The organism is Lyngbya confervoides BDU141951 (assembly GCF_000817775.3).
Taxonomy (GTDB): Bacteria; Cyanobacteriota; Cyanobacteriia; order Thermosynechococcales; family Thermosynechococcaceae; genus Lyngbya; species Lyngbya confervoides.
The window spans coordinates 117,549-131,840 of the sequence record NZ_JTHE03000091.1; the positions used below are offsets into that span (position 1 = coordinate 117,549).

12 protein-coding genes are annotated in these 14,292 nt (G+C 53.8%); 1 reads left to right on the forward strand and 11 read right to left on the reverse strand.

Features of this window, described 5'->3' with window-relative positions; translation table 11 throughout:
- Nucleotides 1-139: 139 nt before the first annotated feature.
- The 3 genes from QQ91_RS16085 to QQ91_RS16090 form a co-directional block, all read right to left on the reverse strand.
- A complete protein-coding gene (locus tag QQ91_RS16085) occupies nucleotides 140-1,360 on the reverse strand; it encodes a serine/threonine-protein kinase (protein ID WP_349306872.1) in 1,221 nt (406 codons plus the stop codon).
- A gap of 5 nt (nucleotides 1,361-1,365) precedes the next feature.
- Nucleotides 1,366-1,938 (reverse strand): protein kinase domain-containing protein, encoded by a 573-nt coding sequence (locus tag QQ91_RS21740; RefSeq protein ID WP_166276177.1) that lies wholly within the window; start codon nucleotides 1,936-1,938, stop codon nucleotides 1,366-1,368.
- A 174-nt stretch (nucleotides 1,939-2,112) separates the two neighbouring features.
- Nucleotides 2,113-2,751, reverse strand: a complete 639-nt coding sequence (locus QQ91_RS16090) for a protein-L-isoaspartate(D-aspartate) O-methyltransferase (protein ID WP_166276179.1) — start codon at nucleotides 2,749-2,751, stop codon at nucleotides 2,113-2,115.
- A gap of 243 nt (nucleotides 2,752-2,994) precedes the next feature.
- Between QQ91_RS16090 and QQ91_RS16095 the strand changes: the two genes are divergently transcribed.
- Nucleotides 2,995-4,173 carry a n-acyl-d-glucosamine 2-epimerase gene (locus QQ91_RS16095; RefSeq protein WP_166276182.1) on the forward strand — a complete coding sequence of 393 codons (1,179 nt, stop codon included), beginning with the start codon at nucleotides 2,995-2,997 and terminating at the stop codon, nucleotides 4,171-4,173.
- A 39-nt stretch (nucleotides 4,174-4,212) separates the two neighbouring features.
- On the opposite strand, the gene QQ91_RS16100 is transcribed toward QQ91_RS16095, so the two are convergent.
- From QQ91_RS16100 to dacB, 8 genes are all read right to left on the reverse strand, one after another.
- Entirely contained in the window at nucleotides 4,213-5,721 is a 1,509-nt protein-coding gene (locus tag QQ91_RS16100) for an adenylate/guanylate cyclase domain-containing protein (protein WP_166276185.1), read from the reverse strand.
- Nucleotides 5,722-5,863: 142 nt separating this feature from the next.
- The gene (locus tag QQ91_RS16105; protein ID WP_445974544.1) at nucleotides 5,864-7,897 is read right to left on the reverse strand and encodes a ribonuclease catalytic domain-containing protein; all 2,034 of its coding nucleotides are present in this window, start codon (nucleotides 7,895-7,897) and stop codon (nucleotides 5,864-5,866) included.
- 56 nt (nucleotides 7,898-7,953) lie between these two features.
- Nucleotides 7,954-8,169 (reverse strand): 30S ribosomal protein S18, encoded by a 216-nt coding sequence (gene rpsR / locus QQ91_RS16110; protein ID WP_166276188.1) that lies wholly within the window; start codon nucleotides 8,167-8,169, stop codon nucleotides 7,954-7,956.
- A gap of 80 nt (nucleotides 8,170-8,249) precedes the next feature.
- A complete protein-coding gene (gene rpmG / locus QQ91_RS16115) occupies nucleotides 8,250-8,438 on the reverse strand; it encodes a 50S ribosomal protein L33 (protein ID WP_166276191.1) in 189 nt (62 codons plus the stop codon).
- Nucleotides 8,439-8,539: 101 nt separating this feature from the next.
- Nucleotides 8,540-9,097, reverse strand: a complete 558-nt coding sequence (locus QQ91_RS16120; RefSeq protein ID WP_166276194.1) for an RDD family protein — start codon at nucleotides 9,095-9,097, stop codon at nucleotides 8,540-8,542.
- A 262-nt stretch (nucleotides 9,098-9,359) separates the two neighbouring features.
- The gene (gene ftsH3 / locus QQ91_RS16125) at nucleotides 9,360-11,207 is read right to left on the reverse strand and encodes an ATP-dependent zinc metalloprotease FtsH3 (protein ID WP_166276196.1); all 1,848 of its coding nucleotides are present in this window, start codon (nucleotides 11,205-11,207) and stop codon (nucleotides 9,360-9,362) included.
- Between the two features lie 142 nt (nucleotides 11,208-11,349).
- Nucleotides 11,350-12,591, reverse strand: coding sequence for a DHH family phosphoesterase (locus tag QQ91_RS16130; RefSeq protein WP_166276199.1), 1,242 nt, complete (start codon nucleotides 12,589-12,591; stop codon nucleotides 11,350-11,352).
- A gap of 107 nt (nucleotides 12,592-12,698) precedes the next feature.
- Nucleotides 12,699-14,282 (reverse strand): D-alanyl-D-alanine carboxypeptidase/D-alanyl-D-alanine endopeptidase, encoded by a 1,584-nt coding sequence (dacB, locus tag QQ91_RS16135; RefSeq protein ID WP_166276202.1) that lies wholly within the window; start codon nucleotides 14,280-14,282, stop codon nucleotides 12,699-12,701.
- Between the last annotated feature and the right edge of the window lie 10 nt (nucleotides 14,283-14,292).

Here is a 14,292-nt window from a genome sequence, read left to right on the forward strand (position 1 = left end):
TTTTTCAGAACCCCCCGGAATCGGGGGGCAGGGGGGCGCTAGAACACTATGAACCTTCTTGGTTTTAGATTCTGCTTTAGAACCTCTTGGAATAATAAGTTAGGCACTTTTTATGAAATTCGGAAATCAGTACTTTTTCCTACTGCCCAATTTTTCGAGATAATACAAGAAAAATTGGTCCAATTATGACTGTTGTCATTAAACCTAAAGCTGCTCCATATAAAGCTTGTCTTTCCGATTCCAACTCGAGATATCTACCATCACTTAGATGTATGATAATTACAAACAATAGAACTGAAGAAAAACACAGAGATGTTATTCCCAGTGCACGAGTCAAAAGAAACATGAATAGTACAAACAATCGTGGCCTAGGGTAAACAGTTTTATATAAACGACCATTCTCTAACTGTGAAAGGCAGAATCTATTACTAGAATCAACACCACAAATGAATTTATACTGACCTGATGTAAATCTCCCCGTTATTGGATTGCTTAGATGGTGGAAAATAGTTCTAAGCTGCAAACGAAACTCACCAGGCAATACTGGGAGAGAGTATTCTTGTCCATTTATGACTTCAAGAATATGGTTTCCATTTAAATAAATTGAAACCTTAGTTGCACTTCCTCTAAATTGTTTAGGTCTACTGATAGTCATAAATAATTGTTTTGATTTTCTTTCGCGTTCGTTAAATTCCCTCCATCCACTTGTGAACTCTCGATCCTTTTCCGAGTTTGATTGCCTGGATCGAAAATTTTCCTCAGCATAGATATCTTGCGGTGAGACTATTAAACTTGTTGAACTTTCAGTATTTTTCCCCTTGGCTTCCTTTGCCTTCTCTGCTTCACTTCCTGACTGTTTATAGTTGACTGCCGTTATCATCTGAACCGACCTTTCCACCTGCTCCACGTCCTCCGGCTTCAGCCCCCAATTCGCTCGCATCCGCCCCAACTGATCCAGCAAATAGCTCGACAGCGGCCAATGGGCCGCCGCCATCTTGCGATATTCCTGCTCATAGTCCGCCAAATGCTGGCGATAGGCCGCCAAACTTGCCTGGGCATTCAGCGCCGCTAACACGGCATCGGCAGTTTGAAACCGCTCCTCAGAACGCATTTTCAGCAGTCCATCCATCACGCCCTGCAGTTCTGCACTCACGGGCCGTTGCACACGCTGCCGCCAATTCTCCACCCAGCGATAGCCCTCCTGCAGCATCAGTGGATAGGGCACAATCCCGCTCATCAGCTCAAAGCAGGTCACACCCAAACTGTAAAGATCGCTCGCTGGCCCAGGGGCAACCGCTTCCTCCGTCATTTGCTCGAAGGGAGCATACCCTGGGGTGCCCACAATCGTGATTCCACCCACCGTCGTTAATCCCTGCGAGAGCTGCCGCGACACCCCAAAATCATCAGCATCAGTTTGCCATCTGTTTTGCGCCGCATGATGTTGGCCGACTTCAAGTCCCGATGAATCACCCCGCGCTGATGAATAAAGCTCAAAATGGGCAGAACATCCCCCAGTAAGCCACGAATCTTGGCCTCATCAAAGAGCCCCCGCTCCTTTTCCTGCGCCAGATCCTCGCCCTCAATCAGTTCCTGAACCAGATAGAAATAGCCCGCATTCTCAAAATAGGCGATCAAATCTGGAATCTGCGCTTGCCCGCCCATCTGGTAAAGCTGCTGCGCCTCCCGCAAAAACAACTCAGTTATCTTCTTGTTGGCCTGGGTGCCCTGGGAGTCATACTTCAGCTGCTTGACCACGCAAGGCTCATCCATCTTGTCGCAGTCCTGGGCTAGATAGGTTTTACCGAGGCCCCCCTCCCCCAAGGGTTTCAAAATCCGAAAGCGATTGTGCAACAGCAGTTGGGTGCCGCAACTGAGACAAACCTCAGCTCCATCGCCATTTTCGGGTTTTTCGCAGTTCAGATTCAGGCAATACAGCATGGATCTCCAAAATCAACCCATTTCTCATCCTAAGTTCCTGCGATCATACCAATCCAGCCCAAACCTTGTCTTGCGAGGCGGCAACCCAGATTATGGCAGAATGCCAGCTTCTTACCCCCTCTCGGGCCAAAGGAAACCCAAGGGGGCACCAGTGGTGCGGGGCGGTCTGCGGGGTTAGCGAATCTGCCCCTTCATGGGGACAAATTGAACCGGGAGCAGGGACGTGTGATGAATCCCCTCGGGGCTCCGCCAGTAAACCCGCAGGTCCTGACGCTCTAGGCCAATGGGAATCACCATCCGCCCATTTGGCTTTAATTGTTCCAGAAGCGCGATGGGAAGCTCTGGCGGCGCTGAGGTGACTAAAATAGCATCAAAGGGGGCTGCTTCTGGCCAGCCCTGATGACCATCGCCCACCCGCAACTGCACGTTGCGATAGCCCAAGGCTTCCAGGGTTCGCTGAGCCCGTTGGGCCAGGTCGGGAATAATTTCAATCGAATAAACCTCCTGAACCAAGTTGCTCAGGACTGCGGTTTGATATCCTGAACCTGTGCCAATTTCCAGGACCTTATCCTGAGGGGTCAGGTGGGCCGCTTCAGTCATGCGAGCAACAATGTAGGGCTGAGAAATCGTCTGTTGCGCTCCAATGGGTAAAGGAGTATCCTCGTAGGCCTCCGCCTGTAGGGCCTCGGGTACAAAACAGTGGCGGGGAACATCGCCCATGGCTCGCAACACCCTTGCGTTCCGAATTCCTCGGGGACGCAGTTGCTGCTCCACCATCCGTAATCGCTGAGTCTGTTGCTTGGTTGTTGTCATGGTTGCATCCGCCAGTGTGATACATTCACCTGCTGCCCTGTGCACCGGGTTTGACTCTGGGTCTGGCCCATGCCCCATGGCCTCAAAATAACGCAAATGCGTGAGAATCTTGTGAAGCAGTGGATTGTATTCCCAGGAAGCCCCGGCTGATTGTGCGCGGGTGGGGGCAAGACCTGAAACAATAGTAAGGATAAATACCAGGGAGACTCGTTAACTCCCTGGCCAACTTGATTAGGATAATCCGTGGACCTGACGTTTGCAGACCTTGCCCATCTCTATGAATCTGCTTTGCTGGAAGATGTCCTGCCCTTTTGGGAGGAGCATTCAGTGGATTGGGAGCAGGGGGGCTACTTTACCTGCTTAGATCGCAGCGGCAATGTGTACGACACCGACAAGTTTGTCTGGCTGCAAAACCGCCAGGTCTGGACCTTCTCCATGCTCTACAACCAGCTAGAGCCTCGGCCCCACTGGCTTAAAATTGCTGCCCACGGGGCCCAGTTTCTGGCCCAGAACGGTCGGGATTCCGAGGGGCAATGGTACTTTTCCCTGACGCGAGGGGGACGGCCTCTGGTTCAGCCCTACAATATTTTTTCCGATTGCTTTGCGGCCATGGCCTTCAGTCAATACGCTAAGGCCAGTGGTCACAATTGGGCTAGGGAGATTGCCCTGCAAGCGTACCAGAATGTTTTGCGGCGCAAGGCCAATCCGAAGGGGGCTTACAACAAAGCGGTTCCAGGCACTCGGCCCCTCAAAACGCTGGCGGTTCCCATGATTTTGGCAAATCTGGCCTTGGAAATGGCCTGGCTGCTGCCCGAGGGCGAACTCAATCAGGTTTTAGATCAAACGGTTCAAGAGGTCATGCGAGACTTTCTGGATCTCGATCGGGGATTGCTCTACGAAAATGTTACCCCCCAAGGCGATCGCCTGGACTGCTTTGAGGGACGATTAATCAATCCTGGTCATGGGATTGAGGCGATGTGGTTCCTGATGGATATTGGCCAGCGCCGTCAGCAGCCGCGATTAATTCAACAGGCGGTGGAAGTGGCCCTGAAACTGATTGAGTTTGGGTGGGACCAGACCTATGGAGGTATCTTTTATTTCTTAGATGCCCAAGGACATCCTCCCCAACAGCTTGAATGGAGCCAAAAACTCTGGTGGGTGCATTTAGAAACGCTGGTCGCCTTGGCCATGGGCTATCGCCTCACCCAGTCCCCAGAATGCTGGGATTGGTATCAGCGGGTGCACGACTATAGCTGGACGCGATTCCCGGACCCTGAACAGGGAGAATGGTATGGGTATCTCGATCGCCAGGGGGAGGTGCTTTTACCCCTTAAAGGGGGAAAATGGAAGGGCTGTTTCCACGTTCCGCGATCGCTCTACTTGCTCTGGCAGCAGTTTTCCGCCCTTGCGGATCGGACTTGATAAGGCTTGATAGGACTCGATGGAGGGCATGGTGCAGTCCTAGGCCACGGGAGCCGATTGCACTTTGGAGGCCGTTTCGACGACCTTGCGTCCCTTATAGAGGTACGTATCCATCGTGCCCACATTTTTAATCACTAAACCTGTGCGCTTTTCAAACTCGTAGAGATGTTTCAATCGCTCGTAGGTCACGGGGGTTACCTGAATATGGTTGCTCAGGCCGTGAGACTCCATGCGGCTGGCAATGTTAACGGCATCTCCCCAAAGATCATAGCTGAATTTTTTTCGACCAATCACCCCGGCAATGACGGGGCCAGTGTTAATCCCAATTCGTAGCTGATAGGGCTTGCCGTCGGGCTGGTGAAAGTCTTGCATCACCGCCAGCATTTCAATGGCCATCTCTAGCACGGCAATGGCGTGGTCCGGTCGCGGCGTGGGGATGCCTCCCACAATCATGTAGGCATCGCCAATGGTTTTAATTTTTTCCAGTCCGTAGTGCTCTGCTAGCTTATCAAAGGCGGAAAAAATTCCGTTCAGCTGCGTCAGCAACTCCAGTGGCTTCATCTGGGAAGCCAGTTCTGTAAAGCCCACAATATCGGCAAACAAGATGGTGACTTCGTCAAAGCGGGACGCCAGCGCCGCTGGATCTTCCTTAAGACGACGAGCAATGGCCCCAGGGAGAATATTCAGTAAGAGCCGTTCCGACTTTTCTTGCTCACCAATGAGGGCCGCCTCAGCTCGACGGCGATCGCGAATTTCCTGACGCACCTGATGATACATCTGGCAAAAGGCCACCGCCACATCTCCAAGCTCATCCTGACGGGTTTGGTAAAAGGTATAAAATAGCGGCGTATCCTCTTGTCCAGCCGCTTGACCAGCAGCGGTTAAATCGTCTCTAAATTGCAAAATGGGCGTAATGAGGATTTTTTGCAGCCGCGTCAGGAGCACCAGGGAGACAAAGGCCGAAACTGCCAGCACCATGGCAAGACGCTGCAGGGTGTAGTTCACCATGGCCCGGCGAATCTCCAGGGTTCTCAACCGAAAAGCCACAATATACTGGTTATTGAACCGTTCTGCTGGCCACACAATGTCGTAGCGTTCCTGAACTCGATATTTAGCGGTGAACAGTCGATTGCGACGAAGAATCTCCTGGTCCACCTCTGGAATATCTTCGCGGGCCCCAAAGTCTCCCAGGAATTGCCCATTGGCTCGGTATAGCGCCGCACCCGCAATCACCTCCTTGGTCTCGACCTGTTGTTTTAAGGCGGCAAGCAGGCGTCGATCTTGAGTAGAAGCATTGCTCGGGGGATTGAGGGTGGAGGACTCAGGGTTGGCGTTATCCTCCTCCGGGGGGGGCGTGGCAAGGGTGCCCCGCAGGGTCAGCAACGTTGTCAAGGAGTCCGTTTCGAGACTTCTAAAGAGTTCTCGCTCTCGGAAAATATAGGACGGAATGAAAAGAAACAGCTCAAGCAGAACGATGCTTAAAAAAGCAGATCGCACAATGCGTTTCGACAAACGCGAACTAAAGCATCGCCACCAGGACTGTCTCATGAACGTTGATGTCGATTGGAAGGGGCTACGGGGTAGGCTTATTATCCCCGATCATAACCGCCCTACCGTGATAGAAGTCACGGGAGTTTAATCGGTTCCAGGCGCAAGGCAGCTTGTCTGGTCTAAGCTACAAAGGCCGCCATCATGGATAAATAGAGTCCAGAACTTCCACAAGCACAATCTTGTCAAGACGAGGATCCACGTCCCGAACTTTAACCTGCAGGGCCTCTCCGAGATGGGGAATCCGATTAAAGCGCATGGGCAACTCCAACCCCAAATCTTCCAGCAAAACCAGGGCAAGGTTTTCATGCTCCCGTAGCCAGCGCAAAACCAGTGCCCGCCAAATTTCATCCTTCTGCTGGCGCAGAAATTCTAAACTCCAGTAGCGGTTAGTTTGACGCTCCACCAACGCGGACTCGTAGGCAACGGGGGCTACCGTACTCAGGAGCTGCGTTAAATCCAGCTCGCTGTAGGGGAGATCGTCCCCCCGCAGATGGGCCTTAATCTGAAGATGCGCCACCAAATCCGCATAGCGACGAATTGGGGAAGTGACCTGGCAGTAATGCTCCAGACCCAAACTAGAGTGACGTTGAGGGGTGGTGCTCACCTCGCTGCGCGGCATGCAGCGACGAATGGCGCAGGCTCGAACTGGACCGGGGGACAATTGCAGCAGTTCTTCCTCCGTGGGGAGATCGGGTTGAGCTTGATGCCGGAATGGCAGGGGAACCCCGTGGGCAAATCCATAGGTGGCAGCCACCTCCCCCGCCAGAATCATCATCTCTGCCACCAGTTCCCGCGACATGGAATTGGGCAACAGGTCAATGGTGACCGTTTCGCCCTGCACCTTGATAGAGGGTTCGGGAAGCTGAATCTGAATTGCGCCCTGGCGAGTACGCCACTGCTGACGAATTTTTGCCCATTTGGCTAAGCTCATCAGCTCGGATTCTGCCTGCACTCCTAGCTCTAGCATTTCGTCAACATCTTCGTAGGTGAGCCGGTAGGTGGGAGTCACCTGACTGGTGCAGATTTCATAGGAGTCTAGGGATCCCTCCTGAGTCAAAAGAATGCCAAAGCTCAGGGCGCAGCAACAGTTCCCCTGGGTAAGACTCATCGGCCCGGTGGACAGCTCCAGGGGAAACATCGGAATCATGCCCGTCGGTAAATATACTGTGGTGGTGCGCCGCTGGGCCTCCCGGTCCAGATCATCGCCGGGCACAACCCAACGACTGGGATCAGCAATGTGAACCCAGATGCGCTCGCGACCGTCGTCTAAAAATTCCAGGCTTAACCCATCATCAATTTCTGCTGTACTTTCGTCGTCAATGGTGTAGACCTTGAGGTGGGTCAGATCGCGGCGATCGCGATCTTGATCGGGGGGTGGCATGTCTAAATATTGCTCTGCTGCAAGCGACACCTGAGGCGGGAACTGATCGGCCATATTGCGCCGCCGTAGGAACAAGTTTTCATGTTTCTCCCATAACCCTAGCGCGACAAGCAGGTCAAACGCACCCACTGGTGTTTTTTCAAAATCCGTATGGCTGAGAATCTCGCGTGCCTGGAGACGACTCTTGGACTCTTCTCCAAACAGCGCGAAGTTTTCCACAGCACTGAGATAGACCCGATCGCTCGGCGTCCAGTCCACCGAGTCACCGGCAATGGCAGCTTGCAAGCCGTTGTAAAACCGCTGCTGCTGCTGCTCTCGCTCCGCCTCCCGCTTGATCTGATGCTGAATATCTGCCACTTGGCTGACGGAACGCGGCTCAAAGCGATCGCCCTTCCGCTTGAAAAAAACCTTGTCATCGGTGAGCAGACAAAAGGAGGCATAGCAGAGCACCGGGGACTGCTCTGAAAACAATAGCAGCGATAAATCCTCAGCAGTGGTCGAGGTCTGCTCCTCCGTCAGCAGTTCCCAAGCCACCTCAAGACTAGTGGGATCAAGGTGCTGCTCCACGGCAGCTCGAAACTGAGCAACCTCCTCTGGAGCGTAGGTTTGCCCAGAAACCGAGTAACTGACCTGGCGGGGATGCACCACATGGGACTGCCCAGATGCATCAATGACAACCCAATGCTTTTTCCCTTCGGGACGATCGATTACCCCAATTCGCCGCCCTTCCATTCCCTGTGTGGCACTCTCTCCCTGTAGCCGAAACTCAACTATTGTGCCTTTTTCAAACAAGAAGACTTGATTCCTACTGCGGTGGACAACAACAAGGGTCGATTGAAGAAGAGACCTTAGCCTTCGCGGTTGATGAAGGGCAGCAGCGCCAAAATGCGGGCGCGCTTGATGGCCACGGTCAGGTCCCGCTGCTGTTTAGAGGTCAGTCCTGTGATCCGGCGCGGCAAAATTTTTCCCCGCTCTGTAATAAAGCGGCGCAGTAGATCTACATCTTTATAGTCAATGGGGTCTCCCGGCTTGATGGGGGACACTCGACGTCGAAAATAGGCCATGATTACTTTGAGTGAACAACAAAAACGGTGAACGGCAGCTCAGCGCCAAAGGACAATTCAGGTTGACCCGATTGCCTGGATTACTTAATCTCTTTGTGGACCGTGTGGGTATTGCAGTGGGTGCAGAACTTCTTGAGCTCAAGGCGAGCTGTGGTGTTCCGGCGGTTTTTGGTGGTGGTATATCGAGAGACACCATTGGATCGCTTATTGGAATTGGTGCGACATTCGGTGCACTCTAAGGTAATAACAACGCGGACGCCCTTAGCCATGGGATTGCTTGCTCTCGTCTAATCAAACACAAACACACATTATCGCATAAAGCGTGTGGGTTTGCCAGAGGCAATGGCATTCTTTGGGCGCGGGGCGCGACTCAAGATCTCGATCGGGCCTGGAACTCTTTCAGCCACTGCTTGATCTTGAGATCCAGGGAGTAGCCTCGGGTCGTGTTGATGATGACGGTTTTGCCCCAGCGGTCATGCATCGTTTGTCCCCATTCACGATCCGTGGAGGCGATCCAGAGATCAAAGCCAATTGGAATGGTCAGCAAGAACAGCAATACACCGTAGCTGGCGCTGTTATTCAGCGCAATGATCAATAAAGAGCAGGCAAATCCCAGGGAGGCTTCGCGGCGCACCAGCCCTTCCCAACTGGGAAGGCGACCAGATTTCTCCTGTACAACCTTCATATCTAAAGCCCAATGTCCAGGACTTTGGCCCTGATTATTGGTTACCCACAGAACCCGCAGGAGGTACCAGGCCAGCAGAAAAATAATCCAGGCCCAAAAGATCGCCCCTCCGAATAGCCCGCTTCCAAGGCTGCTGATCAGCCAGGCTAGGCCGAAATCAATCGCGGTGGCAGCAGCGCGGCGTTTGAGATCGGCTAGGGGAAATTGATGGATTCGGGGCTGCTGGACATAGTCTCGATGCATAGTTTCAATGCATAGTCTCAATGCATGGTCTAATCGCACTCCTATTGTGCCACCTAGTCCTTCTCAGTGGCCTCCTCCCCAGGGGATCGCCATCCCTGGAGACTCCCTGGGAGAGGCTTCTCACCGTCCCCCCCTCCCTTACTAGGACAAAAAAAGGGGCAATGTCTACACATCACCCCAGGGAGAACAACCATTTATAGCAATCCTAAACGATTTACGGGATCAATACGAAGGGTGTTCTCCTAATTGACGGTTTAAACGCCTAGGCAATGGTGGCCATCGTGACTTCATTTTCATTGAGAATCTGCTGTAACTCAGCGGAGTCAACGGTTTCCTTCTCAATTAGCTGCTGAGATACCAGGTCCAAAATGTGACGATTCTTAACAAGAACCTCCTTGGCGCGACGATAGGCCTGCTCGACTAGGTTCCGCACTTCGTCATCAATGGTGGCGGCAGTCTCTTCCGAAAAATCGCGCTCGGACATAATGTCGCGCCCGAGGAAGGGATTGCCCTGCTGACGACCTAAGGCCACTGGCCCGAGGCGATCGCTCATGCCAAACCGGGTCACCATTTGGCGCGCCACCCGCGCCACCTGTTGCAGGTCATTGGAGGCTCCGGTCGTCACCTCCTCTTCTCCAAACATGATCTCCTCGGCAATTCGACCCCCGAGGGCAACGGCCATCTGATTTTGCAAATAGGCCCGGCTGTATAGCCCGGAGTCCATCTGATCTTCGTTGGGGGTAAACCAGGTTAAACCACCGGCCTGTCCCCGGGGAATGATGCTAATTTTTTGTACCGGGTCGTAGTCCGGCATCAGGGCGCCCACAATGGCGTGACCGGCTTCATGATAAGCAACCAGAGTTTTCCGCTTCTCGCTCATCACCCGATCTTTCTTTTCGGGACCGGCCAGGACGCGATCAATGGCATCATTGACTTCATCCATGGAAATCTCGGTGAGGTTTCGTCGAGCCGCCAGAATTGCCGCCTCATTGAGCAGATTAGACAAGTCTGCCCCGGTAAATCCAGGCGTGCGGCGGGCAATTTTCTCCAGGTCCACATCCTTGGACAAGGTTTTGCCGCGGGCGTGCACATTTAAGATTTCCAGGCGGCCCTTGTAGTCGGGACGATCCACCACCACTTGGCGGTCAAAACGACCCGGACGCATGAGGGCGGCATCGAGAACGTCGGGCCGGTTGGTGGCTGCAATAATAATGATCCCGGTGTTGCCCTCAAATCCGTCCATCTCCGTCAGCAGCTGGTTGAGGGTTTGCTCTCGCTCATCGTTCCCGCCGCCTAGGCCCGCGCCTCGCTGACGGCCCACGGCATCAATCTCATCGATGAAGACAATACAGGGTGCGTTAGACTTAGCCTGCTCGAAGAGATCGCGAACCCGAGAGGCACCCACCCCCACGAACATCTCCACAAACTCAGAACCAGAGATGGAGAAAAACGGCACCCCGGCTTCACCAGCAACCGCCTTGGCCAGCAGGGTTTTACCGGTTCCAGGAGGACCCACCAGCAAAACGCCCTTGGGAATCTTGGCCCCCACCGCTGTGAACCGATCGGCGTTTTTCAGGAAGTCAACGACTTCTGTGAGCTCAAGCTTGGCTTGTTCAATGCCTGCCACATCGTTAAAGGTAACCTGGGTTTGCGGCTCCATCTGAACGCGAGCCTTAGACTTTCCAAAATTGAGCGCCTGATTCCCTGGCCCGCTCTGGGCCCGACGGAACAGTAAAAAGAGTCCCACCAAAAGGGCTACGGGAACCAAAAAGGTGCTGAGCGCGCGCACCCAGAAGCCATCGTCGCTCTGGCGAACCACTGAAACCTCAACGTTGTTGTCTAGCAGCCGATTCACCAGATTGGGGTCGTCAGGGGACAAATTGACCTGGATCTTTTCGCCGGCCTCCGTGGTCACTTCCGCCACGGTTTGGTCAACGCTCATGCGAACCTTGGCGACGTTGTTGCTTTCGACCTCATTGATGAATTGACTGTAGCGCCAGTTTTCTGAGGCCGTGGTTGGGGGCTTGACGAAGGTGCTGGCGATCGCCAAAACCACAATGCCTAAAAGGACATAAAGGCCAATACTTCTCCACCGTTTGTTACTCTTCACTGAATGGAATCCTCCGGGACTCTGCTGAAAGGGATCTTGTTATCAGAATTTATTAATTTATGTTAACTCATTCTGAGAAGCCGCTGCATGGCTAGCGGATCGCCTTGCGACTCCTGCCTCAGACCCGCTGGGCTAACGTGCTTTAGTCCGACTCAATGGGGCTGGCTTCTGGATCAATGAGTCGCAGCAGCTTCTGACGAATTTGTGTGTCGAACACACTCCACTTTAATTTGGCATACTCGGTATTCTCATTGAGTCCTGATAAGAACCCCATGGGAATCTCAAATCCTCCCGCCGTGGATCGCCCTCCTCCGAAAAAGCGGCCCTGGGCGTCTTTCCCAAAGGCTTCCTTAATGAACTCATCGGGATCTAGGGTTAGCTTGGTGGTGCGGAGGGACCCGACCACCACCTCGGAGTCGGTTCCCTCCGCCCGGACAATCCCGTACACCACGGCGCTGTGGACGTTTTCCTCCGTTACCAGAAAGTCGGCAGCTTGCGGGATGGCATCTCGGTCGTCGTAGCGCAAATACCCCACGCCGGCCAGAGTAAAGTTGTTGTAAACCGTCCGATTGCGTAAGGCCCGGTCAATGACATCCATCACCTGCTTAGATCGGTTGGATTGGAGGATGGTATTGAGGAGCTGGCTATCGTAAAAGCGACTGATAAAAGCCGCAGCCTGAAAATCCTCCTCCTGGGCCTGGAGCAAATGATTAGTATCGGAACGTAGCCCGTGCATCAGTGCTGTGGCACAGTTGACGTGCTCTTGGACGCTGGTGTCTAGCTTGAACAGGCCCGCTTGTAAGTACTGCACCATAATGGTTGCGGTGGCGCGGGTGTTGGTGCGAATGTCGATAAATTCAGCCTTGACATTGTCCTGCAAGCTGTGGTGGTCAATGACGGCCACCAGTGGAATATCTGCCTCCTGGAGGAGGGGGACGATTTGACTGGTGGTTCCCTGGTTATCAATCAGCACCGCGCCTTGATAGTCCGATAGTTCGCGCTTCTTCCCGCCTTTGGACTGGCTCTGCCACCGGCTAACCGGCAGGTTCGTTAATCGAACCAAGGCGATATTTTCTTGATGGCTAAGGGTTCCAGCGTAGAGAATATCTGTCTGAATATCGTATTGCTCCGCAACCAGCTTGTAGACCCAAGCGGAGGAGAGGGCGTCGGGATCAGGAAAATCCTGCAGCACAATCATGTGGTGCTCGTCACGATGCGACTCTAGCACCTGCTTGAGGTTCTCGATTCTAGGATCCGGGGGTGGGGCAAGGCTGCGGGAAGAATTTGGGGATTCTCCAGCATGGGTTGGGGCAGTCGCTTCGCGGTTGGCGGTGCCATTGCGCTTAACCCGGGTTTCGATAACGTTGGTGGTACTAGAGGTCATAGTGAGGAGACGCACAAAGATTGGGAACAGCAAACACAAAAGGAGGAACTTGAACGATCCCTAATCGGTCCTAAAACAATTAACTCGCTCCTCCAGCTAAGTCGATTTTAACGATTATATAGTGGCTTCAGCCCGACTCCACTGGACGAAGGTGCTATGGATTGGCAAGCGGGAAACTGCGCGATTTTTACCAGGATCTGGTCCAGAGTTTGGCGCAGGGTTAATCCAGGGAGATCGGAGGCGTTAGCCATGATGCTGACAATGAGGCGGGGGCCGGTGGGCTTTTGTAGGTATCCAGCCAGGGTGACAGTTCCTTTTAAGGTGCCCGTTTTGGCCCAAAGATGTCCCACCAGCGGTGTTCCTTGGAAGCGTTGTCTGAGGGTGCCCTGCTCACCGGCGATGGCCAAGGAATTTCTAAACGGTTCAAAATGGGGCGATCGCTCCATCGCTAAGAGCGTGTCCGTGAGGGTGTTGGGACTCACCAGATTCTGGCGCGAAAGGCCTGACCCATCGGCGAGACGATACCCGCTAGGATCAATGCCTGCCTTCGTTAGGACCATTTCTAGGGTGGCTAGGCCCTGGTCTAAACTCGAAGGACCCAGATCGAACCCGTTGACCGGCGCCTTGTGAATGGCAGATCCATTGACCAGCGATAACCGCCGCAGCAAGCTCTCCGCGTAAAAATTGTTGCTGTTGCGGTTGATTTCCGTCAGTAGGGCGGTTAGGGGGGGCGAGGAAAGTTGACCTAGGGGTTGTTCAGCCTTGAGGTCCAACTCCCCCTCGGGGGGCGGGGTGCGGTCGTCCCAGACGATGCTGCGATCCACCTGGATCTTGTGTTCCCTTAAAAGGGTTTGCAAGCGATGTAAGAACAGTTGGGCGGGATCGGCGATCGCATACCAAAGGCGTTCAGCGGCAGATCCCTCCCGCAACTGTCCCTGAATGACCATCGTCGTTCCACCAAGATTACGCTGCACCTCAATGAATTCAGGTTCGCTGCGACTCACCGTCCGAGTTTGGTTGACCAGAATCGGCGGGTTTAGAGGAGTCCCTTCCGGCCAGGTAATCAGGAGAGCCTGACCGCGAGATTGGGGCTTGAGATCTAGCGGCAGCGAGTTTTGGTAGAAGCTCAGGCTGTTCACAGGGACGCCGTCACTTGTTTGCAAGTCTTCCCAGGCCCAACTGGGCACCAGGGGACTGCCTGTGAACTGGCGGTCATCTGCGATGAGGGTCCCAATGCTGCGGACCCCAAGCCGTTGAAGGTGACGCGCCAGCTGCGTGAGCTCAGTGGCGGTGATGCTGGGATCGCCCTGGCCCACAATGCGAAGATGCTTGAGGGCTGGCACAGATCCAGATCCCCAGACCGGAGTTTCAATGCGAGTGTTGGGAGCCACGGCTTGCAGAGTTGCAGCGGTGGTCAAAAGCTTGGCGGTGGAAGCCGGGAGAAAGAGCTGATCGGCCTGATGCTGATACAGCGACTGGCCGCTCCAAGCCTGACCCAACTTCACTGAAATTCCCCAGCGCGTCCGACGCATCTGAGGTTGATGAATGTGGGTCTCAACCGCAGTTTTAATCTCCCGACGGCAGGCCTGAATTTGGAGATTGGTGCGGGCATCTGGCTCAGCTGCCCCTGCGGATTGTGCCCCTGGGGGCATCTGCAGCAGGAAAACTGCCCCCAGGGATGCGAGCGTCAAACCCCGCCTC

Excerpts from the sequence above, each read along its gene's own strand:
- QQ91_RS21740 (WP_166276177.1), bottom strand. The coding sequence starts at position 1,938 with ATGCTGTATTGCCTGAATCTGAACTGCGAAAAACCCGAAAATGGCGAT.
- QQ91_RS16090 (WP_166276179.1), bottom strand. The coding sequence starts at position 2,751 with ATGACAACAACCAAGCAACAGACTCAGCGATTACGGATGGTGGAGCAG.
- QQ91_RS16100 (WP_166276185.1), bottom strand. The coding sequence starts at position 5,721 with ATGAGACAGTCCTGGTGGCGATGCTTTAGTTCGCGTTTGTCGAAACGC.
- rpsR (WP_166276188.1), bottom strand. The coding sequence starts at position 8,169 with ATGGCCTATTTTCGACGTCGAGTGTCCCCCATCAAGCCGGGAGACCCC.
- rpmG (WP_166276191.1), bottom strand. The coding sequence starts at position 8,438 with ATGGCTAAGGGCGTCCGCGTTGTTATTACCTTAGAGTGCACCGAATGT.
- QQ91_RS16120 (WP_166276194.1), bottom strand. The coding sequence starts at position 9,097 with ATGCATCGAGACTATGTCCAGCAGCCCCGAATCCATCAATTTCCCCTA.
- QQ91_RS16130 (WP_166276199.1), bottom strand. The coding sequence starts at position 12,591 with ATGACCTCTAGTACCACCAACGTTATCGAAACCCGGGTTAAGCGCAAT.